This is a genomic window from Mycoplasmopsis agalactiae, from assembly GCF_000089865.1.
In the GTDB taxonomy this organism is placed as follows: domain Bacteria; phylum Bacillota_I; class Bacilli_A; order Mycoplasmatales; family Metamycoplasmataceae; genus Mycoplasmopsis; species Mycoplasmopsis agalactiae_B.
In genome coordinates this window covers 91,452-110,410 of the sequence record NC_013948.1, presented here as the reverse complement: position 1 = coordinate 110,410, position 18,959 = coordinate 91,452, and the positions used below count along the sequence as shown (strand labels likewise).

Here is an 18,959-nt window from a genome sequence, read left to right as displayed (position 1 = left end):
ATTAAAATTCTCCTAATTGTTCTGGGTTTTCGATTAATTCTTTAATTCTGCCTTGGAAACGAGCCATGTCAGCACCGTCAACTCATTGGTGGTCAGCAGCTATTGAAAGATACATAACTTTTCTGTTTTCAACAGCGCCTTCTTTGTTTAATTTTAATTCATCAATTATTGCACCAGTAGCTGAAATAGCTGTGTTGCCTTTGTTCATAATTGGTGAGCCAAATAGAACACCAGCACTACCAACGTTAGTAATTGCAAAACAACCACCGCTCATGTCTGACATTTTTAATTTTTTGTCTCTAGCAAGAGTTGATAATCTTACAATTTCTTTTTGAATGTCAATAATACTTAAGTTTTCAACACCTCTAATTACAGGCACAAATAGACCAAAAGGTGTGTCAACAGCAATACCAATGTTTAATGTACCTGGGTAGTAAACTTTACCTTCAGCACCATCTCATCTAGCAGCAAAAGATGGGTATTCACTTAGTGCGATAGCAGAAGCTTTAACTATTCATGATAAAAATGTTAATTTAACATTGTGTTCTGCAAAAACTTTGTCTTTAACTTTTGCACGTAAATTTCAAAGGTTTGTAACATCAGCTTTTAAAACTAATGAACAGTACGCTGATGATTCTAAAACTTCTTTTAAGTTTTTAGCAATAGCCTTACGAATTCCTGAAATAGGAGCTTCTTTTTCTTCTAGTGGTTTAACTTGTGCAAGCTCAACAGCCATTATTTACCTTCTTTTCTTGCTCTAATAGCTCTTTCACGAGGTGTAAGGTTTTCATCATCTTTTGAGCAAGCTCCACTTTCTTTGCATGATGATTCTTTTTTCTTTGGCTTAGCGAATGCAGAAAAATCAAGTAATTCATCTGAAACTTGGATTTGTCCTACAACAGCAGGCGCATCTGCTTTTTTGCAGCTTGACTTTTCTTCGCCAGTGTCTTTAAATAACATATTTACCTCCGTACGGTTATATTTATTATTAAGTTTTTAAATTTAAAAACGTAGATTTAATAAATAAATCTACGTAAATTATAATATAAAACAAAAAGCGCAATCACTTTTTGTCTTATAGTTTAGCTAATGAATTAAATTAGCCTAACATTTCTTCAATAACTTTAGCGATTTGTTCTTTGCCAAAGAAGAATTGTTTTTCTAATACAGGAAGAGGAATTGTAACGTCAGCTGTATTTAATCTTCTTGGTTTAGCAATAAGATCGTCGAAACATTCTTCGTTAACAATTGTGATAATTTCTGAGTTAATTGAAAGTGTTTCAACTGCTTCAGAAATTGCTAGTAAACGACCTGTTTTCTTAACTGAAGAAACTATAGTTTCTTTGTCAAGAGGTTTTAGAGTTCTTAAGTCGATAACTTCGATTGAGTAATCTTTACCTTTTTCTTGTAATAACTTAAGTGCACCTAATGTTTCATGTAGAACGTGACCATATGCTGTAATTGTCAAGTCTTCACCTGGAACAACAACATTAGCTTTACCAATTTCAATGGTGTAGTATTCAGCAGGGATTTCTTGTTTGAAAGCACGATAGTCGTGTTTGTGTTCTAAGAAAATAACTGGGTCATTATCTTCAATAGCTGCTAACATTAAACCTTTTGTGTCATAAGGTGTTGAAGGCATTATAACCTTTAGTCCTGGAACGTGTGAGTAAATTGCTTCAAGAGCTTCTGAGTGGTGTTCAAGAGCTTTAACTCCACCACCACAAGGCATTCTAACAACCATTGGACATGAGTAAACACCGTGTGATCTTGTTCTATAACGAGCAGCGTTTGTGAAAATTTGGTTCATAGCTGGGAATGAGAAACCTGAGAATTGAATTTCAACAACTGGTCTAAGACCTGCAGCTGAAGCACCAACAGCTGATCCTGCTATACCACCTTCAGAAATTGGTGAGTCTCATACTCTTTGGTCACCATATTTCTTTTGAAGACCTTCAGTAGCACGGAATACACCACCTTCAAAACCTGCATCTTCACCATAAATAACTACATTAGGGAATTTTTCCATTGCTAAGTCTAATGCGTGATTTAAGGCACCAATGTTATTTAATGAAATTTTTTCCATTATATATCTCCTTTAAAAATCAAAAATGGGAACAATTATTTTTCAAATAATTTTCTGTTTGTTTCTTTTTGTCTTACTAAGTCTGCAGGTAATTTTTCGTATGTGTAGTCGTAAATGTGATCAAATGTTGTACCTTCACATAACTCTTTTGAAAGAGCATATGCAGCTTTAGCTTCTTCAGCAGCAGCTTCTGATCAAACTTTGATGTCTTCTTCAGTAATAAGTTTTTCTGAAAGAAGGTAAGCTTCTATACGGTGGAATGGTTCTCATTTTTCTTTTTCCATTTCTAGTTCTCTAGAACGGTAAACTCTAGGGTTGTCACTAGTTGTATGTTGACCTTGACGTCAGGTAACCATTTCAACTAAAACAGGACCATTTCCTTCTCTTACGTAGTCATAAACTTCTTCCATAACTTCGTTAACAGCAATTAAGTCATTACCGTCTACACGAACACCTGGCATGTCGTATGACTTAGCTCTTTGTGAAAGTGTTTTAACAATGTAACTGTTGTGTTCAGGAACAGAAATTGCTCATTGGTTGTTCATAACAACTGTAACAAGTGGTCATTTACGAACTGAGGCCATGTTTAATCCTTCATGGAATTCACCTTCGTTTGTTCCACCGTTACCGATTGTAACCATAGCTAAAGCTTTTTTGCCTTGGTATTTTAAAGCTTGTGCAACACCAGCTGCAATAGGAACTTGTGAACCAATAACAACGTGAATAGGTAATGTGTTTGTACCAGCAAATGCTGAACCAATTTCAGAACCTTGTCAGTATGAATAAATTTTATCCATTGAAATACCACGTGCTAATTGAGTTGGTAATACACGGTAGTGTGGAATAAATCAGTCTTCCTTGTTAAGATTAAAACCAATACCTGTTAAAGCAGCTTCTTCACCTAAAGCAGGCGCAAAAGTACCTAAACGACCAGTTTTTTGTAATGTTAATGAGTATAGGTCTCATTGACGAGATCTAATCATGTTTTTGTACATTTCAACTAGTTTTTTCTTGGTTTCTGCTGATGGTTTGTATTCTTGAATTAGTTTTCCATCAACGTCAAGAAAACGAACTGTTTCATTTGGGTCGCTAACAGCATGACCTGGTTTAACATATTTATAATTCATTCGCTTCTCCTATAATTGAATAAATAATCTCAAATTTAATCGCAATTTTGCATGCTAATTTAATAGAGATATAAATATTATACTTATATTGACTAAAAATATTTAAAAATGTAATTTTTGCCATTTTTTTGCTACCATAAATAGATTTATGCAAAATAAAAGTATAATTTGACTTTAATTAATTGTTGTTAAAAAGCGAATGAATTTACTATGCAAAATATGTCTTTAATTTTATTTATTGTCTCTGTCTCATTAACGTTTTTAAGCGGGCTAGCTGTTTATATTTTGGTGTCTTTAAATTGATATAAATTTAATAGTTATCGCTATGCTTTTGTTAAGTCATCAGTTATTTACAATAAGCAAAAAGTGAGAGAAAGTTATATTGATGATTTGCTAAAATCATTTAAAAATATTATGATTTATTTTGCCTGCTGTTCGCTTTTAAATCTCTTCGGAATTATCTCTTTTATTTACTCATTTATAGCAAAAATAAATACAGCTATAACTTGATATCAGCTTATGTGTTTTTTAGCCTTTGCAATCTTTGTTTATATAGCTATTTCTACAGCTATGCAAGTAGGCGACATTAAAAAATGGAAAGTGTCGAATGAGTCTATTTCACAGGATTATTTGATTGAAAATACAATCAAAAAGAATACTGAAATTATGCAGATGAAGCTACCTAAAAATGAATTAAAATTAATTGCTTTTTCAGGCAGAAGAAGAATTAGTTTTTACATAAAATTATCTAAAAATTTTGAAACAAAATCTTTTGAAGATCAGCAGGAGGAAATTTACAACAAGCTAATTTTAGACTTTGAAAACACTAAGTTTGAAAATGGAACTATTATAAACATTAATATGTTTAAAGCAATATTTAGCAAATATGAAATTATTTAGTAATTCTTCTGCTGCTATAAAACAGTTGTTTTGGTAAATTGAGAGCCATAAAAATGTGCATAAAAAAATTAGGTGCAGGCCTAATTTTTGTTGTTGGTTTCTTGCTTATTTTAATGAATTTCAAATTTCTTTAGCAGCTATAGCTCCGTCAGAAGCAGCTGTTACTATTTGACGAATTTCTTTGTCTCTAATATCGCCAACTGCATAAATACCTTCGACTGCAGTCTGCATTTTTTCATTAGTTTTTATATAACCTTTTTCGTTAGTTATATTTAAATCTTTAGCAAACTCAGATGTAGGAATAAAACCAATCATTGGGAATAAGCCATCACAATCTAGTGTTGTGATTTTGCCATCTTTGCCTATTAAATTGATCTTTTCGACAAATTCATTACCTTCTAAACTCTTGATATAGGTGTTTGGAATAAGTATAATTCTTGGTTCAGCTTTTACTTTTTCAACAGTTATATCTTCAGCGTAAAATTTATCGCTTCTTGTGATTAAGGTAATTTTGTCAGTAAATGAAGTTAAGTATAAGGCTTCTTCAAAAGCAGAATTACCGTCACCTAAAACAAAAACATTTTTGCCTCTAAATAATGGGCCATCGCATACAGCGCAATAGCTAATGCCTTTTTTATCAAATTTAGCAAAATTTTCAATATCAGTAGGCTTACGATTTACTAAACCAGTAGCTATAATAACTGTCTTAGTTGAGATAATATCTCCATTTTTTAATACTACTTCTTGTAATAAAGGATTAACATGCTTAATTGAAACTGCTTCAGCGCTTTTGAACTTGGCACCAAAAGCCATAGCGTGAGAATATAAGGTATCTGAAAGCTCAAATCCACTTATTTTCTTAAATCCTAGTCAGTTCTCTACTTCAGCTGTTGAGTTAATTTTGCCCCCTGGCACTTCTTTTTCGACAATTAATGTTTTTAAACCGCTTCTTGATGCATATAATGCTGCATTAAGTCCGCCAGGGCCAGCGCCAATAATAACTACATCATACATTGCTTCATTACTCATTTTAAGATACCACCTTTGTTATTGGTTTTGAGTTTTTTGTCTTAATTCTAGTTTTTTCAATTCAGGCAATATATTCTTCAGGGTGGGCATATTGATAAATAAATCTGCCTCTCTTTCACTCTCTTACATAATGTGTTGGATTAAAGAACTGGAAGAATATAAATGCAATTCCGCCTAAAACAGCAAATGCATAAGCAGCGCCTACATAAATCGCTTGTCTATAATCTCTTAATGGTTCCATAGCAATACGCACTAGACCATATCATACAAAGTATAAAGGAGCTGTTGCACCTGGTTTTAGTAATGACATTTGATTAATAACTCATACTAAAATTATATATGCAAATAAGTTAACTATTGATTCATACAAGAACAATGGATATCTATAACCAGTTCCACTTTCGTCTTTTAAGAACATATTTTCAGCAAAAGCTCTACCAAAAATTAATGAACTAGCACCGCTGTAATCTATTCTTCCATAAACTTCATGGTTAGCATAGTTACCTCAACGACCAATAACTTGTCCAATTAATATTGTAGGGATAATAATGTCGCAAGCTTTTCTAATGTCAATTTTGTCTCTTTTGAAATATACATAAGTAAGGTCAACCACGACAGCAAGTACAACCCCACCTTGAATACTAAGTCCACCTTCCCAGACTTTATACCAATTACGCCAGTTGTAATTTGGATTATTTATTGCCTGGTCAACTTCGTTTCAAATACGAGCACCTAAAATAGCCATCGGAATTGTTAAAAAGATTAAAGTAAGTAAAATTTCTCATTCATATTTTGCTCGTCTTCAAAAAATAACAATTGTTAAAATTGCTGCAATCATACCAAGCATCATTGTTAGTGAATAAGTATGAATTGGCAATGAACCAATACGGAATAATACACTGGCTTCATTAGCAATCTTGCCCGCTTCAGGTGTTCAAACACCAGGGTAAACATGTCAGTCGCCTATTTTTTCAGCATTATTCATATTCTCCTCCTTTATCTGTTTCGTTTTCAAGTTCGATTGACCTTGATGCAAGTAAGGATAATGCATCAAAACCTTCTTTTTTTGCCTTAAAAGCAATCACAGCAGCTTCAATTAATGAAGAAACTGAAGCACCTTCTTTTATAGGAACTTGAACCTTAGGAATTCTGCCACCTAACACATTGTAAAACATTTCTCTATCGCCCAATCTGTCTAATTTATCATAGTTTACGTCAGCTTTATCAACTAATTCTACACATAAACTTATGACTGTCCCCCGCGTTACCGACTTAACTCCATATAATTGCATTATACTAATTAATCCAGTTCCTCTTACTTCTAATAAATCTTTAGTTAGATATGGACTGGAACCATAATAATTAGCTCCTATATGCTTAACTAAAACTGCATCATCAGCAATGAATAAGTGGCCTCTTTGAATAAGCTCGTGAGTAGCTTCAGATTTGCCAATGCCAGATTGACCAACAATCAGTACTCCTATGCCATGAATTGAAACTAAGCATGCATGAACTTGTGTTTCCTCAGAATAAAAATCACTTAAATATGTGCCAATTGTAGAAGTTATTTTAGAAGTGCTTTTATCAGAAATATATAAAGGAACTTTGTATTCATTACATACATTTTCAATAACTTCATATTGGTTAGCCAAAACCCCTTTAGATAAGATTAATAATGGGGGCTCAACTGACAATATTCTTTTAAGTAGTGAAATAAAATCTTGTTTTGATAACGTATCAAAATATAAAGATTCTTTTGTTCCTCAACAAATAACATTTTCGCTGTATCTTTTGTTGTCTATAATTCCAGCTATTTCTAGTCCAAGTCTATGAATTGATGGCAAATTTATGTCTCTGTATTTTAAATCATGGTCAGCATTAACTAATTTAATTTCAAATTTATTAATGATTTTGGAAACATTTATTACTTTGTTAGACATCTTTTCCCCTGTTGCATTATTATTTTAATTATATATAAATAATTAAATGCTTAAAATGTCAATTTGTAATAGACTCATTTTCTAAAATGCCTGTAAATTAAGCATTTTGGAAAATTATGTTATGAAGTAATCTTAACTTGAATAATCTATATAGCTGTGTGGATATTTTTTACAGCCAGCTTTAACATATTTCTTTACTCAGTATTTTGCTTTTATTTCATCATCTTTATCTATAGCAATTATTGTTTTGTGCAAATAAACTTTTATTACTATAAATCAGAGCGATAAGCTTATAATAAGCGGGAATAAAACATTGACAACAACTAATGAAATAATATTAGAAACATTCATTTCAAGTCTTGCAATAATAACATCCGACCAAATCATTAAACCTAAAAGCACTAAAATGATTGGGAAAATGCTCCGATATGACATATGAACATCTCTTTTCATTGTAAGCTTATTAACTTTAATAACATCATACCAGACATTTATTTTCTCTTCAAGTGTGTATTTTTTCATAATTTATCTTTCGATTAACAAAATAAAAGTTAATCAAATGTTACTCCTTTTAGATTTCTAACTCAGTTTATAAAATGAGAATAAACTTTATTAAAATCATGTTTATTGTTTTTTGTATAACCCTTTAAAACAGCAATTTTGGTCAAAATATTGTATGTTTTAATTTCATCTAAATTATTTAATTCTTCGTCACTTAAATTAAATTCATTTCTAAGCAACTGCGGATAATAATCAGCCATTACTTTCAAAAAATTAGTAAAAATAAACTTTTGAGGAAAAATACTTGTTTCTATCGAACCAATCATGGCTAATTTAGTTGCTGCATATTGATCAGTTAATTTTGGAAGCAAAATACCAGGAGTGTCCATAAAAAAGAAATTGTCTACAACAACTCATTTTTTTGCTCTAGTTACTCCAGGATAGTTAGCAACTTGAAGGCTTTTTTTGCTAGATAACAAGTTAATTAAGGTACTCTTTCCAGCATTTGGTATGCCCATAACAAAAGCTTTGATCCTTGAATTTATAAGTCCTTTGGCTTTATCTTTTGCAACTTTATCTGCAGTTATTTTTTTAAGCTTGTTTATTATGATATTTTTGCTCTTTGGATTTCTTAAATCTAATCATAATATTATTGAAGATCCAAATCTTTTTTCTATTGCGCTTTTTTTAGAAACATCCATTAAGTCACTTTTAGTAACTATAAATAATCTTGGTTTATTGGGCGAAATGGAATCAAAATCTTCATTGTAACTACTAATTGGACACCTAGCATCTAAAACAATAATAAAAACATCAGCTAGTGACGCGTTTTCTTTAATTTCACGCATTCCTTTAGCCATATGTCCAGGATATCAGTTTATTAATTGTTGGTTATCAGTATCAATATTCATTATTTGCTTTCGTTTTTTAATAAAGATATTTCAGATTCTAATTCTGTTATTTCATTTTGGTGTTTAGAAGCTATTTCTTGTTGCTTGGCTTTGTATAGCTCAATTTCTGATTCTAAATTATTTATTTTGTCTCAAAGTGTGTTTATATATGTGTTCACTTCAGTAACTGAATAGCCATTTAGCTCTCTAGAAAATTTTTTAGTTTGGTAACTTTCATTCAATTTTTTTTGCATTTTATCCTACTTTTTTGCTTTATTAGCTTCATAAAGAACTATTCCGGCGCAAACTGCTACATTTAGACTCTCGAAATTAATTGGTACATAAATTAGCATGTCAGCTATGTCAGCTAAAGCACTGCTTATTCCCGAACCTTCATTGCCAAAAACAATTACCGCTTTGTCACTTTCAAATTTTACTTTTTCAATTTCAACACTGCTTTTATCTAGACTAGTAGCGTAAATTTTAAAGCCATTTTGCTTATATTTTAGGAGTATATTAGTTAAATTATCATAATTGTAATTTACCAAATTAACTGTAAATAAGGCTCCCTGGCTAGAACGAATGACTTTATCATTATAAAAATTTACATTAGATACAACTGTATCAAAACCAAATGATTTAGCTATTCTTATTATTGTGCCAACATTGCCTGGGTCTTGAACATTGTCTAAGAAAACAACTTTATTTCCTAATTGCTCAAAGTTTGGCTTTTTGCGACATAAAGCAACAATTCCTTCAGGATTTTTTGTTTTAGTTAAAGCTTCTAAAACATTTTGACTAACTAATATAGAATTATCGTATATGGCTGTTTTATAGTCTGATTCATACAATTCTAATACAAGATTTTCTTTCAAAGCTTCTTCAACCAAGTGATAGCCTTCTACTATAAAAAATTCAGAATTTTTGTCATTAAAAATTTTTCTAAGTTGCTTAATCTTAGGATTTTGTACGCTGGTTATTCTTTGACTCATTCTTTAATAAAATCTTTTCCTTTTTGAGTTTCGTAAAGTGATAAATCCTTAAAATCAATTTGTCTCATAACCTCAAAACCAACAATTGCGACACAGTTTGCTAAATTAATACTTCTCATTTTGCTTATCATTGGAATTCTTAAACAATTATCAATATTATTGTGTAACACTTGCTTATCTATTCCTGTAGATTCCTTACCAAACATTAGCCATATTTCTTCATTATCTTCATATTCTTTTTTAAAATTGACATCAGTATATGTTTTAAGCCCATATCTAGTTATGTAATAAATATTTTTGTCTTTATATTTATTATAAAAATCAGAATATGAATCATGAACTTCGTGCTCAATATCACTTAAAAGTCTGCCAGCTGCTGGGCGAGATAAATATTTAGGATTTAAACTAAAAGAAATAGGTTTAATTATGTGTAATTTCGCACCAATTGCAAAACAAGTTCTTATGATGTTGGCCGTATTTGGCGGTATTTCAGGCTCGAATAAAACAATATGTACCATAAATTCTCCGTGAAATATTATTATATATTATTTTTAAACTCTACCTTTGCCCTTTGTCCCAAAAATGCAAATTTGGCTGTTTTTAAGGGGTAAAAGTCTATGTTTTTGCCTAATAAAACCACAATCATTCCATATAAATAATTTGTAAAAACAACTTTTTTTATAATTTTTTTGTGCAGTGATAATAAACAAAATTTAATAATGCGCAAAAGGAGAAATTGTGATAGGCATTATACATAATGTTGAAGCAGCAAAAAATGATTGGATGTCAGAAAAGGACGCTGAAATAAAATTATTTTTCAAAGAACAATTAAAAGAGTTTAATGAAAAAATGTCTTCATTGTCAACTAAAAAAACTCATAGTAGTGGTAGTAAAATAAGATCTATTTCATTTGATGACATTAAATATGAGAATTCAGAGCTAGATAAATATATATCAGACAACGACTGAATTATTATAGAAAATACAATATGATGAGAAATTGAAACATTTTATAACTTTCATGCTAATGTTGCAATCGCTGTTTACAAAGTCAAAGGAATGTTAAAAGATATAGATCCTGCTCTGGAGCTTGCTCAACTAGGTGGTGATACATTGTCAACAATTTCCGAATCGTTTGATGGCATCCCTTCCGTCTCTACTATAGTAAAGGGATTCTCGTTAGCGGGTACACTACTTGGTTTTCTTAGACAAACTGAATCAGAGTTTACATATTCAAAAGACTTTATCTTTACAATTTTTGGCGAGATAATTAAGGTTTACAAAACAAAGAATATTAAAAAAATACAAGAAGTGTTAGAAATAGCAAAAGAATCTTTGAATAAGGTTGAATATAAATGAAACAATTGAATGTCGCTAAATTTTGCAAAGCGAAAAGTTGAAAACTCGCTTGATTGTATAAATACCTATGTTAAACTCGCTGAGCAACAAAACGCAGATAAAAATAGGATTCATGAATGGGAGAGCTCATGGTATTAGAAGAAAAAATAAATATTGCAAAAAAATATAGAAAAAATAACATTGCTATATATTTTGCTTCGCTGTTTTTTGCACCTGTTATTTTCGGTATTGTGTTTTATATCTTTTTGTTCTTCTTCGACAAAATTCCTCTTACTTTTAATAGCCTTACCAAAATTGGTTCAGAAAAATTAATGGGAAAACATATTGCTAAAACTGTATATGTTCTTGTAATCGCAACAATCTTTAGGATTCTAATTCTTTGTCTCCTTTTAATGTGAACAATAAATTCATTGGCTAACATTCTTTTTAATAAGTTTTATGACTACAACATATTTAAGTCGTTAAACTGACTAAAAGTTAAACTTTTTACTGCATTTAGATTTAAGGATTTTGCAAAATTATGTAAGAAAAATAATTTTGTTTCAAATGAGCAATTATCGCTTATTAAACAAATGCAAGATGTGGGATTTTTAGTTCAAGGGAGTAAATCAATTGCCATAAAATATAATGACTATTTTAGAGAAACTAGTGATATAGATTTCGTGTCTGAAAATGCATCATCTAGAATCATAAATTTGGATAAGCTTTCTAACATTACATTTAACTTTAAAGATCAAATAATTGCTAAGTCAAGGCACAATGATACTGAAATTGAAGTATTGTCTCCTAAAATTTTACCTAAAGAATTTGCAGTTTATAAATCTGGTATAAGAGTCCCTAAATTGAACTTTATGATTGCAATGAAAGTTCATCAACTGCTAAGACTTTATAGATTAAAATCGGAAGGTAAAGAAATTCCAGCAACCAAAATTAAAAATAGTTTACTTGATCTTGGTTTCTTGCTTTCAAAATCTTGTTGTTTGGAATATAGAAAAATACTATGATCATTTAAAAATTTATCATTGCTAAATTTATTTTCTTCTTATCACTTAAACACTTTTGCATTTGATGATTTTGACAATGTCAAAGAATCACTTAAATTTGCTAATTCTTACATTCAAAAAATTCAAAACATTGAAGAAGCTTATGAATTTTTAGATAAATTTACTGATTTACTAAAAAATGACAAGGAAACCTTATTTATAGGCAAAAGAGTTAATTTAATTATTAAAAATAAGAGAGACATAGAAGAAAAATATTTGCAAAATTCTTCTGCTTTAGATAAGTCTCTTTTAGCTTTAGAAAGAAATTTTGCAAGCAATAATGAGAAACTTATGTACCTTGGAAAATTCAAAAAGCCTATTGAATTAAAAGCATTACAAAACATAATTAACTTGTTTGAAAGTTCACCAGATTCTTCATTCTTTATTGACATAAGAAAAATCCTTTTACTTGAGTTAAATGAAATTGAAAAGGTTAAAAATGAAAAGATCTAGTCTGCGTAATATGTTTGGTTTTTCAATAGCTATAATTGTCCTAGTAGCAGGGTTACTAATAACTGATTTATTCAATTTAATAGCAAAACTGGATGAATCATTCAAACTTGGTACAATCTATATATTGCAGGAAGTTGCTTATTCAGTATATTTTACATTTCTTGTACTAATATGCTTCATGGCGCTGTTCTTCTTTTTAGAATCATTAACATTTATCTCTTTACGCAAGGACCGTATTAAATTGCTTTCGACATCAAATGCATTTCTAATATTTTTCGTGGCTTACATAATTACTGCTTTATTAACTCTTTACAATGGAAATAGTAAAGTTAGACAAGCTGTTAGTTTCATTATTATGCTAGTCAGAACAGCAGTATCAATTCTTCTTATAATTTTTGCTGTTCACTCTATTAAACAGGTTAAAAATTTGCTTGCTAAAGTTTAAAAAAATAAATTCCGCTTTCTGTGGCGGAATTTTTTCTGCGTTTAATTATTTTTCAATCTTAACTTTAACACCTGGGCCCATTGTTGCTGAAAGAACAATATTTTGGATGTATGTTCCTTTAACAGCTGATGGTTTAAGTTTTTTAATTAGGCTAATAACAGTCTTGATGTTTTCAACTAATTTATCACTATCCATAGAAACTTTACCAACTAGTGTGTGAACAACACCAGCTTTATCTGTTCTATAATTTGCTTTACCTTTTTTAAGTTCTTCAACTGCTTTTTCAGGAGTTGGAGTTACTGTGCCAGTTTTAGGGTTTGGCATAAGACCTTTAGGTCCTAGTTTTTTACCATATTTACCTAATAATGGCATCATTGCAGGGTCAGCAACCATAACATCAAAGTCAAAGATATCTTCTTTAATTTTTTGTTCCAATGTTTGACCGTCAACAACTTGGTCTGCACCAGCAGCTGTGGCTAATTTTTGTTTTTCAACATTATTTGTAACAACTAATACTGAAATTGACTTACCTGTTCCATTTGGAAGTAGTACTGATCCACGTAATTGTTGGTCAGCTTTTCTAACGTCAAGGTTTAACTTAAATACTAAATCAACTGAGGCATCAAATTTTGCATATGAAGTTCTTTTAACAATTTCAACAGCTTCTGCTAAATCGTAAGCAATGTTTTTGTCAAACGAGCTTCTAGCGTTTTGAATTTTCTTTCCGCCTTTTGCAGACATTATTTATCTCCTTCAGTTTTAGTAGATTTTTTAACTTTGCCGCCTTCATAGCCGTCAATTAAAATTCCCATATTTCTTGCTGTACCAGCAATAATTGCCATTGCAGCTTCAACATCATCAGTATTTAAGTCAGGTAATTTGTATTCAGCAATTTCTCTTAATTGATCAACAGTAATAGTTGCAACCTTAGTTGTCTTAGCATTTGAGCTTCCACTTTCAATCTTTGCAGCTTGTTTTAATTTGTAACTTGCTGGTGAAGTGAATAGTTTAAATTCAAATGATTTGTCATTGTAAACAGTAATTTGAACTGGAACTGGTTCATTACCTCTATCACGTGTTGCGTCGTTAAATGCACGTGTAAATTCTGGCATGTTAATACCAACACCTGCTAAAGCAGGACCTGGTTTAGCCTGGCCAGCATTAAATTGTAACTTACGAACACGAACAATATCAGCTTTTGATTTTGCCATATTTTGTTATCCTCTCGATAATGTGGTTCTAGCGATTTAATCTCCCACTAGTAAAGAACAATTTATAATAAATTGCTATTAAATTATATATTTAAATCTTAAATTACATACAAAAATTTATGGTTTGTAAAATACATCTTTTTGTGCATGTTGTCAAATGTTAATTCTTTGGATTTTTGCTTCATTTTCTGCTGCTTTAAGCTTATAAAAATATTCAACTAAGTTTTTTTCATTTACCGCATACTTATGTTTAGAATCGACTGATATATAATGAACTCTTGCTAAACCATTTCTAACTAATTCTAAACCTACATCGGAATATGTGTTTATGCTTGTTTTATAGCACAAAAATGCAATAATTCGGTTATACTTATCATGCTTTATAAATCTATAATACAATTCTTTGTTATTTATCATATCGGTTAAGTACATTCTTGCCTGATGTGCATAAAAGTTTTCAAATTTAGCTAACTTTTGAATATTATTTTTAAAAGTTTCTGGTGCATCAATACCAAAAAGCCTTATTGTCTGCTTTTTGTCGTTTTGCAAAAATGAAATAGTGTCTCCATCTATTATGCTAACGTTTGAATCAATTTTAGTGCTTTTTAAATAATAATTGGCAACATTGGTGCAACTTACTAATTGATAAGGCAATACTAATGCAGGTATGAAAAATCTTAGAGCTTTCATATATTAATAGTTTTGAAAAAGCATTAGGATTATAAAAATAAAAAAAATTGGGAAAATCAAGCAGTTTTTCCCATTTTTTAAGTGATTAGTATCTATTTTGCGAATTAAAGGTAATTATTTTATCTTTTACTGCTTCACATATTGCTTTGCATCCAGGCGCAAGTAATTTTCTAGGATCAAAATTCTTGCCTTTCTTTGATTCGCCTGAAATAACAAACTTTTCCACAGCATCAGCAAATGCTAGTTGTAACTCAGTATTCACATTAATTTTTGTTACACCTAAACTAATTGCTTTTAAAACTTGATCAGTAGGAATACCGCTGCCGCCGTGTAAAACTATTCCAATGTCTGTAGCACTGGCTATTTTACTTAATGCTTCAAAATCTAATGACTTTCATGATTCAGGATACTTACCATGAATATTGCCAATTCCGGCTGCTAAAACATCTATTCCGGTTTCTTTCATCTTCAGAGCATCATCAACATTTGAAATCACACCGGCTGAAGAAATTCCGTCCTCTTCACCGCCAATAGCACCTACTTCAGCTTCCACAGAAACATTATGCATTTTGGCAAAGTCGACAACTAGTTTTGTTTTGGCTAAATTCTCTTCCATTGAAAGCATAGAGCCATCAAACATAACAGATGTAAAACCTGCATCGATTGCTTTAAAGCAAGAGTCAAAATCTCCATGATCTAAATGGAGCACAACAGGTACATCAATTTTTAAATCATAAACAAGTGACTTTACTAAATTTGCCACTGTTGAGTATCCACCCATGTACTTAATTGCGCCCATACTTGCGCCTAAGATAACAGGCGATTTTAATTCGTTTGCAGTAATTAAAATATTTTTAGCTCACTCAAGATTATTAATATTTATGTGCGGTACTGCATATTTATTTAGTTTAGCATCTAGCAATATTTCTTTTGCATTAGTAAGCAAGTATTGTTTTGCCATTCTTTTACTCAAAACCTTCTCTAGTAATTCATAAACCTTGATTGTTTCTTTCAAAACGTGAATCAACAGTTAATAAACGGTATAATTCACCGATCTTATTTTGACGAATCTTGTTATAATCAAGCTCTTTTTGTGCTGCTTCTTTTTCTCATTTTGGTTTAAGTTGTGCTTCAACTTCATCAAAAATAGTATCAAATTCCATATATTGGCTGCCACCTGATTTTTCTAATAAAAACTCAATAGCAACATCTAACATTGTTTTCATATACTTTCCCCTAATTAATATTATTTAAATTATATATTTAGTTTTTGTAATTTTTAATTGTAAAGTTAATTTTTGCACTTATGTCAATTAGCTCTTGAAATAGGTTTTTAAATACAAAAGCAAAATCATTGTAATCTAAGTCACTTGGGTAAATTTTTATATTTCATTTCTCTTTATCATCAACTAAAGCTAGAATAAATTTGTCAAAAAGATTCTCAAGTTCGAATTCTTTTACTTGATTTTGTGAATTAGATGATTCATCTATTTTAGAAAATCTTAAGATCAATTTGGAATTATGTGCATTTTTAACTTCTTGGGCTGTTTTATAGACATTTTTGAAAAATTCAACAGTCTCAAAAATTTTGTTATTTTTTCATACTCTTTTATCATTTGAATTTGAAGAATCATCAACTTCAGGCAAGATAACTTTATTTCATTCATATCATAAATTGACCAAGGCATGAGTGTGATAGGTATTTCCTTCAGGTGTAATACCTCTTATATTTTTGTAGTCAATATTGACTTTTTGAGAGTCAAAAAACTTACGAGAATACTCACTTTGCATTCCAGAATATTTTTTAACTAGGCTCTCTAAAAAAAGATTTTGATATCTATATCTTTCTTTTTCGCTCAAATTTTTAAATAATGGTCACCCCGGCAAAATATCAAATTCATTATAAAAACTTTTAAATAATGAATCAGATTTGTTTTTTCTTAAATCTTGCACATAATCACTTATTATGTTATTAACTTCTTCGTTCAAAATTGCAATATAACCAATATTTGTTCTAATATTTATCTCTTTATTTTTAGGTTTGTCAGTTAATTCATTGAATAACAACTCGCTGTTAATAGAATTGTTGATCAATTCAAATTTTCCGTCTGTACCTGTTTTATAGCCTAATTCTAACTTGTAGTCTTGCTTACCATCTTTATTTGTGCCCATATAAGGCAATATTTGATCAACTACATTTTTTCATTCTTTAGTTATGTAATCAATCTTGTTGTAGTTATCTAAAAAATACTTTTTATATGAATCATTAGATATAAAGTTGGTTATCTGTTCTCATATATTTTTGTATTGATTATAGTACTCAAACATTTCTTTTGAAAATTCAGTTTCAAATACATCTTTTTGTCTATAAAAACTGCCTTGACAACTCGCTGATATTATTGACAAGGAGGCTAGTGAAATAGGCAAAAAGGTCAATTTTACTTTTCATTTTGACATAATTTTTTTTCTTGCTGTTCTACAAGAAGTTTAAGATTTTTAACTTCTTTAATTGTTAATTCCCGATACATTCCTTCAGGCAATTTATCAACAGTTAAATTGGCATAAGAAACTCTTTTTAAAGTTAAGACACTGTGGCCAATTTTTTCAAATAGTTTTTTAACATGATGGTATGAACCAACATGAAGTGAAATTAGATAGCTTTTTGTATCAACTTGATCAACAATTTGGTAGCTCATTTTTCCATCAATTTCAATGCCTGCATTAAGCTCTTTAAATTCTTTTAATGTTAAAGGTGAGTCAATTCTAGCACGATAAACTCTTTCGATTTCATATTTAGGATGTGTTAATTTGTTAACTAACTCATAATCAGTTGTGAGTAATAAAACGCCAGTTGTATTACGATCCAGCCTACCAACAGGGACAATTCTTTCACTAGTGTTAATTAAATCAATAACAGTGTGACGACCCTTAGGATCTTTTGAAGTTGTTATAGTGTTCTTAGGTTTGTTAAGCAAATAATACTTAAAAACAGTGTTTTTAGTCAAATTTATTATTTTGCCATTTACTTTTATTTCATCATTTATGCTTGCTTTATCGCCAATAGATGACTTAATTCCATTAACAAAAACAAGACCCTTGGAAATCATTTTTTCAGCATCTCGCCTTGACATTAGGCCTGATTGTGCTATTAATTTTTGTACTCTTACTAATTCTGGCATATTATAATCACATTCTACTTAGACCACTTATTATTGATCTCATTTTGTTCATCACTAAAAGTAATATTTTTGGCAAGATTGTATTCAATGTTTCTTTTAACAACTTGCTTAAAGCACTCATCAAAGTCTTCTAGCGCTAGCTGTCTTAGCTTTTGCACTCCTGCAAAAGCACGTCCATCACAAATTTTATCTGCTATATACAAAATTTTATCTAATGTTGATAATTCTAATGCTAGTGATGTGTGAATCCTGATAGCATTATAAATTTCGTCATCATCATTCATATAAATATGTTTAAACCATAGCGCCCCAGCAAGCTGGTGAAGCTTATAATTTGGAAATAATTTTCTATCATAAGCATTTTCAACAAACTGATTGATAAATGCTCTGGATTCATTTTCGTCTAATTCCTTGCAAATATCGTGGAATAAGCCTGCATAATAAGCTTTTTTTGCATCATATTTTATTGATTTAGCTAGCATAACAGCAAACTCAGCAGCAGCTACACAATGTTTAGCTCTTTTTGCTGTTAGTAATGAATGAACGATTTCCTTTGCATATAGAAAGTTATTTCCAATATAGTTATTGACTTTATTATCAGTTAGACCTAACTCACCTTGTCTAACTTTAGTAGATGATTCATCAAAAATTGGGTTATTCATAATTTTAATGCCATACTTTTTGGCATTAATTTTATTTATATTTTTGCTACGTTTATAAACAACAAATTGACAACTTTGAGTCATCTCTTCTGCATATTCTCATTTATGAAATTTAGGCAACAAATCAGAGCCCATTATGAAAAAGAGCTCATCGTTTGGAAACTTATTTTTAAAATATCTTATTGTTTCAAAAGTGTAACTAACTCCGCCTCTTTTTATCTCAAACAAAGACACTTCTGAGTTATAGCTAAAGTTTTCTAAAGCCAAATTTAGCATATTAATTCTGTCACTATCTGCAGCTACTTGATTTTTCTTTTTGAATGGACTAATAGCAGTAGGGATGAAGTAAATTTTGTCCAAACCTAGTGTTTTATAGGCAAATTCAGCAATTTTAATGTGTCCATTATGCACAGGGTTAAATGAGCCCCCAAACAATCCAATTTTCATTTTTT

The 18,959-nt window shown here is 30.4% G+C and carries 23 protein-coding genes and 1 pseudogene; 4 read left to right on the top strand and 20 right to left on the bottom strand.

Annotation, left to right across the window (positions count from 1 at the left end; genetic code table 4):
• Position 1 precedes the first annotated feature (1 nt).
• The 4 genes from MAGA_RS00515 to MAGA_RS00500 all read right to left on the bottom strand — a co-directional run bounded on the left by MAGA_RS00515 (position 2) and on the right by MAGA_RS00500 (position 3,213).
• Complete coding sequence (locus MAGA_RS00515) at positions 2–736, bottom strand: 2-oxo acid dehydrogenase subunit E2 (RefSeq protein ID WP_013021763.1); 735 nt, start codon at positions 734–736, stop codon at positions 2–4.
• Entirely contained in the window at positions 736–960 is a 225-nt protein-coding gene (locus MAGA_RS00510; RefSeq protein ID WP_013021762.1) for a hypothetical protein, read from the bottom strand. Before MAGA_RS00510 ends, MAGA_RS00515 begins: the two co-directional genes overlap by 1 nt.
• A gap of 139 nt (positions 961–1,099) precedes the next feature.
• Positions 1,100–2,086, bottom strand: a complete 987-nt coding sequence (locus MAGA_RS00505) for an alpha-ketoacid dehydrogenase subunit beta (RefSeq protein WP_013021761.1) — start codon at positions 2,084–2,086, stop codon at positions 1,100–1,102.
• Positions 2,087–2,121: 35 nt separating this feature from the next.
• Complete coding sequence (locus tag MAGA_RS00500) at positions 2,122–3,213, bottom strand: thiamine pyrophosphate-dependent enzyme (RefSeq protein ID WP_013021760.1); 1,092 nt, start codon at positions 3,211–3,213, stop codon at positions 2,122–2,124.
• Positions 3,214–3,432: 219 nt separating this feature from the next.
• On the opposite strand from MAGA_RS00500, the gene MAGA_RS00495 reads away from it, so the two are divergent.
• Positions 3,433–4,113: an MAG0920 family protein gene (locus tag MAGA_RS00495; protein WP_235619429.1), complete on the top strand. Its 681-nt coding sequence runs from the start codon at positions 3,433–3,435 to the stop codon at positions 4,111–4,113.
• 105 nt (positions 4,114–4,218) lie between these two features.
• On the opposite strand, the gene MAGA_RS00490 is transcribed toward MAGA_RS00495, so the two are convergent.
• From MAGA_RS00490 to MAGA_RS00455, 8 genes are all read right to left on the bottom strand, one after another.
• Positions 4,219–5,142: an NAD(P)/FAD-dependent oxidoreductase gene (locus MAGA_RS00490; protein ID WP_013021758.1), complete on the bottom strand. Its 924-nt coding sequence runs from the start codon at positions 5,140–5,142 to the stop codon at positions 4,219–4,221.
• A gap of 1 nt (position 5,143) precedes the next feature.
• Complete coding sequence (lgt, locus tag MAGA_RS00485) at positions 5,144–6,127, bottom strand: prolipoprotein diacylglyceryl transferase (protein WP_013021757.1); 984 nt, start codon at positions 6,125–6,127, stop codon at positions 5,144–5,146.
• Complete coding sequence (hprK, locus tag MAGA_RS00480) at positions 6,120–7,082, bottom strand: HPr(Ser) kinase/phosphatase (RefSeq protein ID WP_013021756.1); 963 nt, start codon at positions 7,080–7,082, stop codon at positions 6,120–6,122. The genes lgt and hprK overlap by 8 nt, the downstream gene beginning before the upstream one ends.
• 132 nt (positions 7,083–7,214) lie before the next feature.
• Positions 7,215–7,604 (bottom strand): hypothetical protein, encoded by a 390-nt coding sequence (locus MAGA_RS00475; RefSeq protein WP_013021755.1) that lies wholly within the window; start codon positions 7,602–7,604, stop codon positions 7,215–7,217.
• Positions 7,605–7,633: 29 nt separating this feature from the next.
• The gene (gene ylqF, locus MAGA_RS00470; protein ID WP_013021754.1) at positions 7,634–8,494 is read right to left on the bottom strand and encodes a ribosome biogenesis GTPase YlqF; all 861 of its coding nucleotides are present in this window, start codon (positions 8,492–8,494) and stop codon (positions 7,634–7,636) included.
• On the bottom strand, positions 8,494–8,727 hold the full coding sequence (locus MAGA_RS00465) for an MAG0865 family DivIVA-related protein (protein WP_013021753.1): 234 nt from the start codon (positions 8,725–8,727) through the stop codon (positions 8,494–8,496). Before MAGA_RS00465 ends, ylqF begins: the two co-directional genes overlap by 1 nt.
• Before the next feature lie 6 nt (positions 8,728–8,733).
• Positions 8,734–9,465, bottom strand: coding sequence for a TrmH family RNA methyltransferase (locus MAGA_RS00460; protein WP_013021752.1), 732 nt, complete (start codon positions 9,463–9,465; stop codon positions 8,734–8,736).
• Complete coding sequence (locus MAGA_RS00455) at positions 9,450–9,983, bottom strand: tRNA (cytidine(34)-2'-O)-methyltransferase (protein WP_013021751.1); 534 nt, start codon at positions 9,981–9,983, stop codon at positions 9,450–9,452. Before MAGA_RS00455 ends, MAGA_RS00460 begins: the two co-directional genes overlap by 16 nt.
• Before the next feature lie 220 nt (positions 9,984–10,203).
• On the opposite strand from MAGA_RS00455, the gene MAGA_RS00450 reads away from it, so the two are divergent.
• Genes MAGA_RS00450 through MAGA_RS00440 form a run of 3 tightly spaced genes read left to right on the top strand, consistent with a single transcriptional unit; the run spans position 10,204 to position 12,765 of the window.
• Positions 10,204–10,962: a hypothetical protein gene (locus MAGA_RS00450; RefSeq protein WP_013021750.1), complete on the top strand. Its 759-nt coding sequence runs from the start codon at positions 10,204–10,206 to the stop codon at positions 10,960–10,962.
• A complete protein-coding gene (locus tag MAGA_RS00445; RefSeq protein ID WP_042509392.1) occupies positions 10,953–12,320 on the top strand; it encodes an MAG4530 family protein in 1,368 nt (455 codons plus the stop codon). Before MAGA_RS00450 ends, MAGA_RS00445 begins: the two co-directional genes overlap by 10 nt.
• On the top strand, positions 12,307–12,765 hold the full coding sequence (locus MAGA_RS00440) for a hypothetical protein (protein ID WP_013021748.1): 459 nt from the start codon (positions 12,307–12,309) through the stop codon (positions 12,763–12,765). The genes MAGA_RS00445 and MAGA_RS00440 overlap by 14 nt, the downstream gene beginning before the upstream one ends.
• A gap of 45 nt (positions 12,766–12,810) precedes the next feature.
• Here MAGA_RS00440 and rplA read toward each other — a convergent pair whose 3' ends face one another.
• From rplA to MAGA_RS00400, 8 genes and pseudogenes are all read right to left on the bottom strand, one after another.
• Positions 12,811–13,506: a 50S ribosomal protein L1 gene (gene rplA, locus MAGA_RS00435; RefSeq protein ID WP_004024262.1), complete on the bottom strand. Its 696-nt coding sequence runs from the start codon at positions 13,504–13,506 to the stop codon at positions 12,811–12,813.
• A gap of 2 nt (positions 13,507–13,508) precedes the next feature.
• A pseudogene (gene rplK, locus MAGA_RS00430) lies at positions 13,509–13,976 on the bottom strand (50S ribosomal protein L11); the annotation flags it as partial.
• A gap of 117 nt (positions 13,977–14,093) precedes the next feature.
• Positions 14,094–14,666 carry a thermonuclease family protein gene (locus tag MAGA_RS00425; protein WP_013021746.1) on the bottom strand — a complete coding sequence of 191 codons (573 nt, stop codon included), beginning with the start codon at positions 14,664–14,666 and terminating at the stop codon, positions 14,094–14,096.
• A gap of 85 nt (positions 14,667–14,751) precedes the next feature.
• A complete protein-coding gene (gene fba, locus MAGA_RS00420; RefSeq protein WP_013021745.1) occupies positions 14,752–15,627 on the bottom strand; it encodes a class II fructose-1,6-bisphosphate aldolase in 876 nt (291 codons plus the stop codon).
• A 4-nt stretch (positions 15,628–15,631) separates the two neighbouring features.
• Positions 15,632–15,892 carry a DNA-directed RNA polymerase subunit delta gene (gene rpoE, locus MAGA_RS00415; protein ID WP_013021744.1) on the bottom strand — a complete coding sequence of 87 codons (261 nt, stop codon included), beginning with the start codon at positions 15,890–15,892 and terminating at the stop codon, positions 15,632–15,634.
• A gap of 37 nt (positions 15,893–15,929) precedes the next feature.
• Positions 15,930–17,123, bottom strand: coding sequence for an MAG0770 family lipoprotein (locus tag MAGA_RS00410; RefSeq protein WP_013021743.1), 1,194 nt, complete (start codon positions 17,121–17,123; stop codon positions 15,930–15,932).
• On the bottom strand, positions 17,105–17,845 hold the full coding sequence (locus tag MAGA_RS00405) for a pseudouridine synthase (RefSeq protein ID WP_013021742.1): 741 nt from the start codon (positions 17,843–17,845) through the stop codon (positions 17,105–17,107). The genes MAGA_RS00410 and MAGA_RS00405 overlap by 19 nt, the downstream gene beginning before the upstream one ends.
• Before the next feature lie 14 nt (positions 17,846–17,859).
• Positions 17,860–18,954 carry a nicotinate-nucleotide adenylyltransferase gene (locus MAGA_RS00400; protein WP_013021741.1) on the bottom strand — a complete coding sequence of 365 codons (1,095 nt, stop codon included), beginning with the start codon at positions 18,952–18,954 and terminating at the stop codon, positions 17,860–17,862.
• Positions 18,955–18,959: the final 5 nt, after the last annotated feature.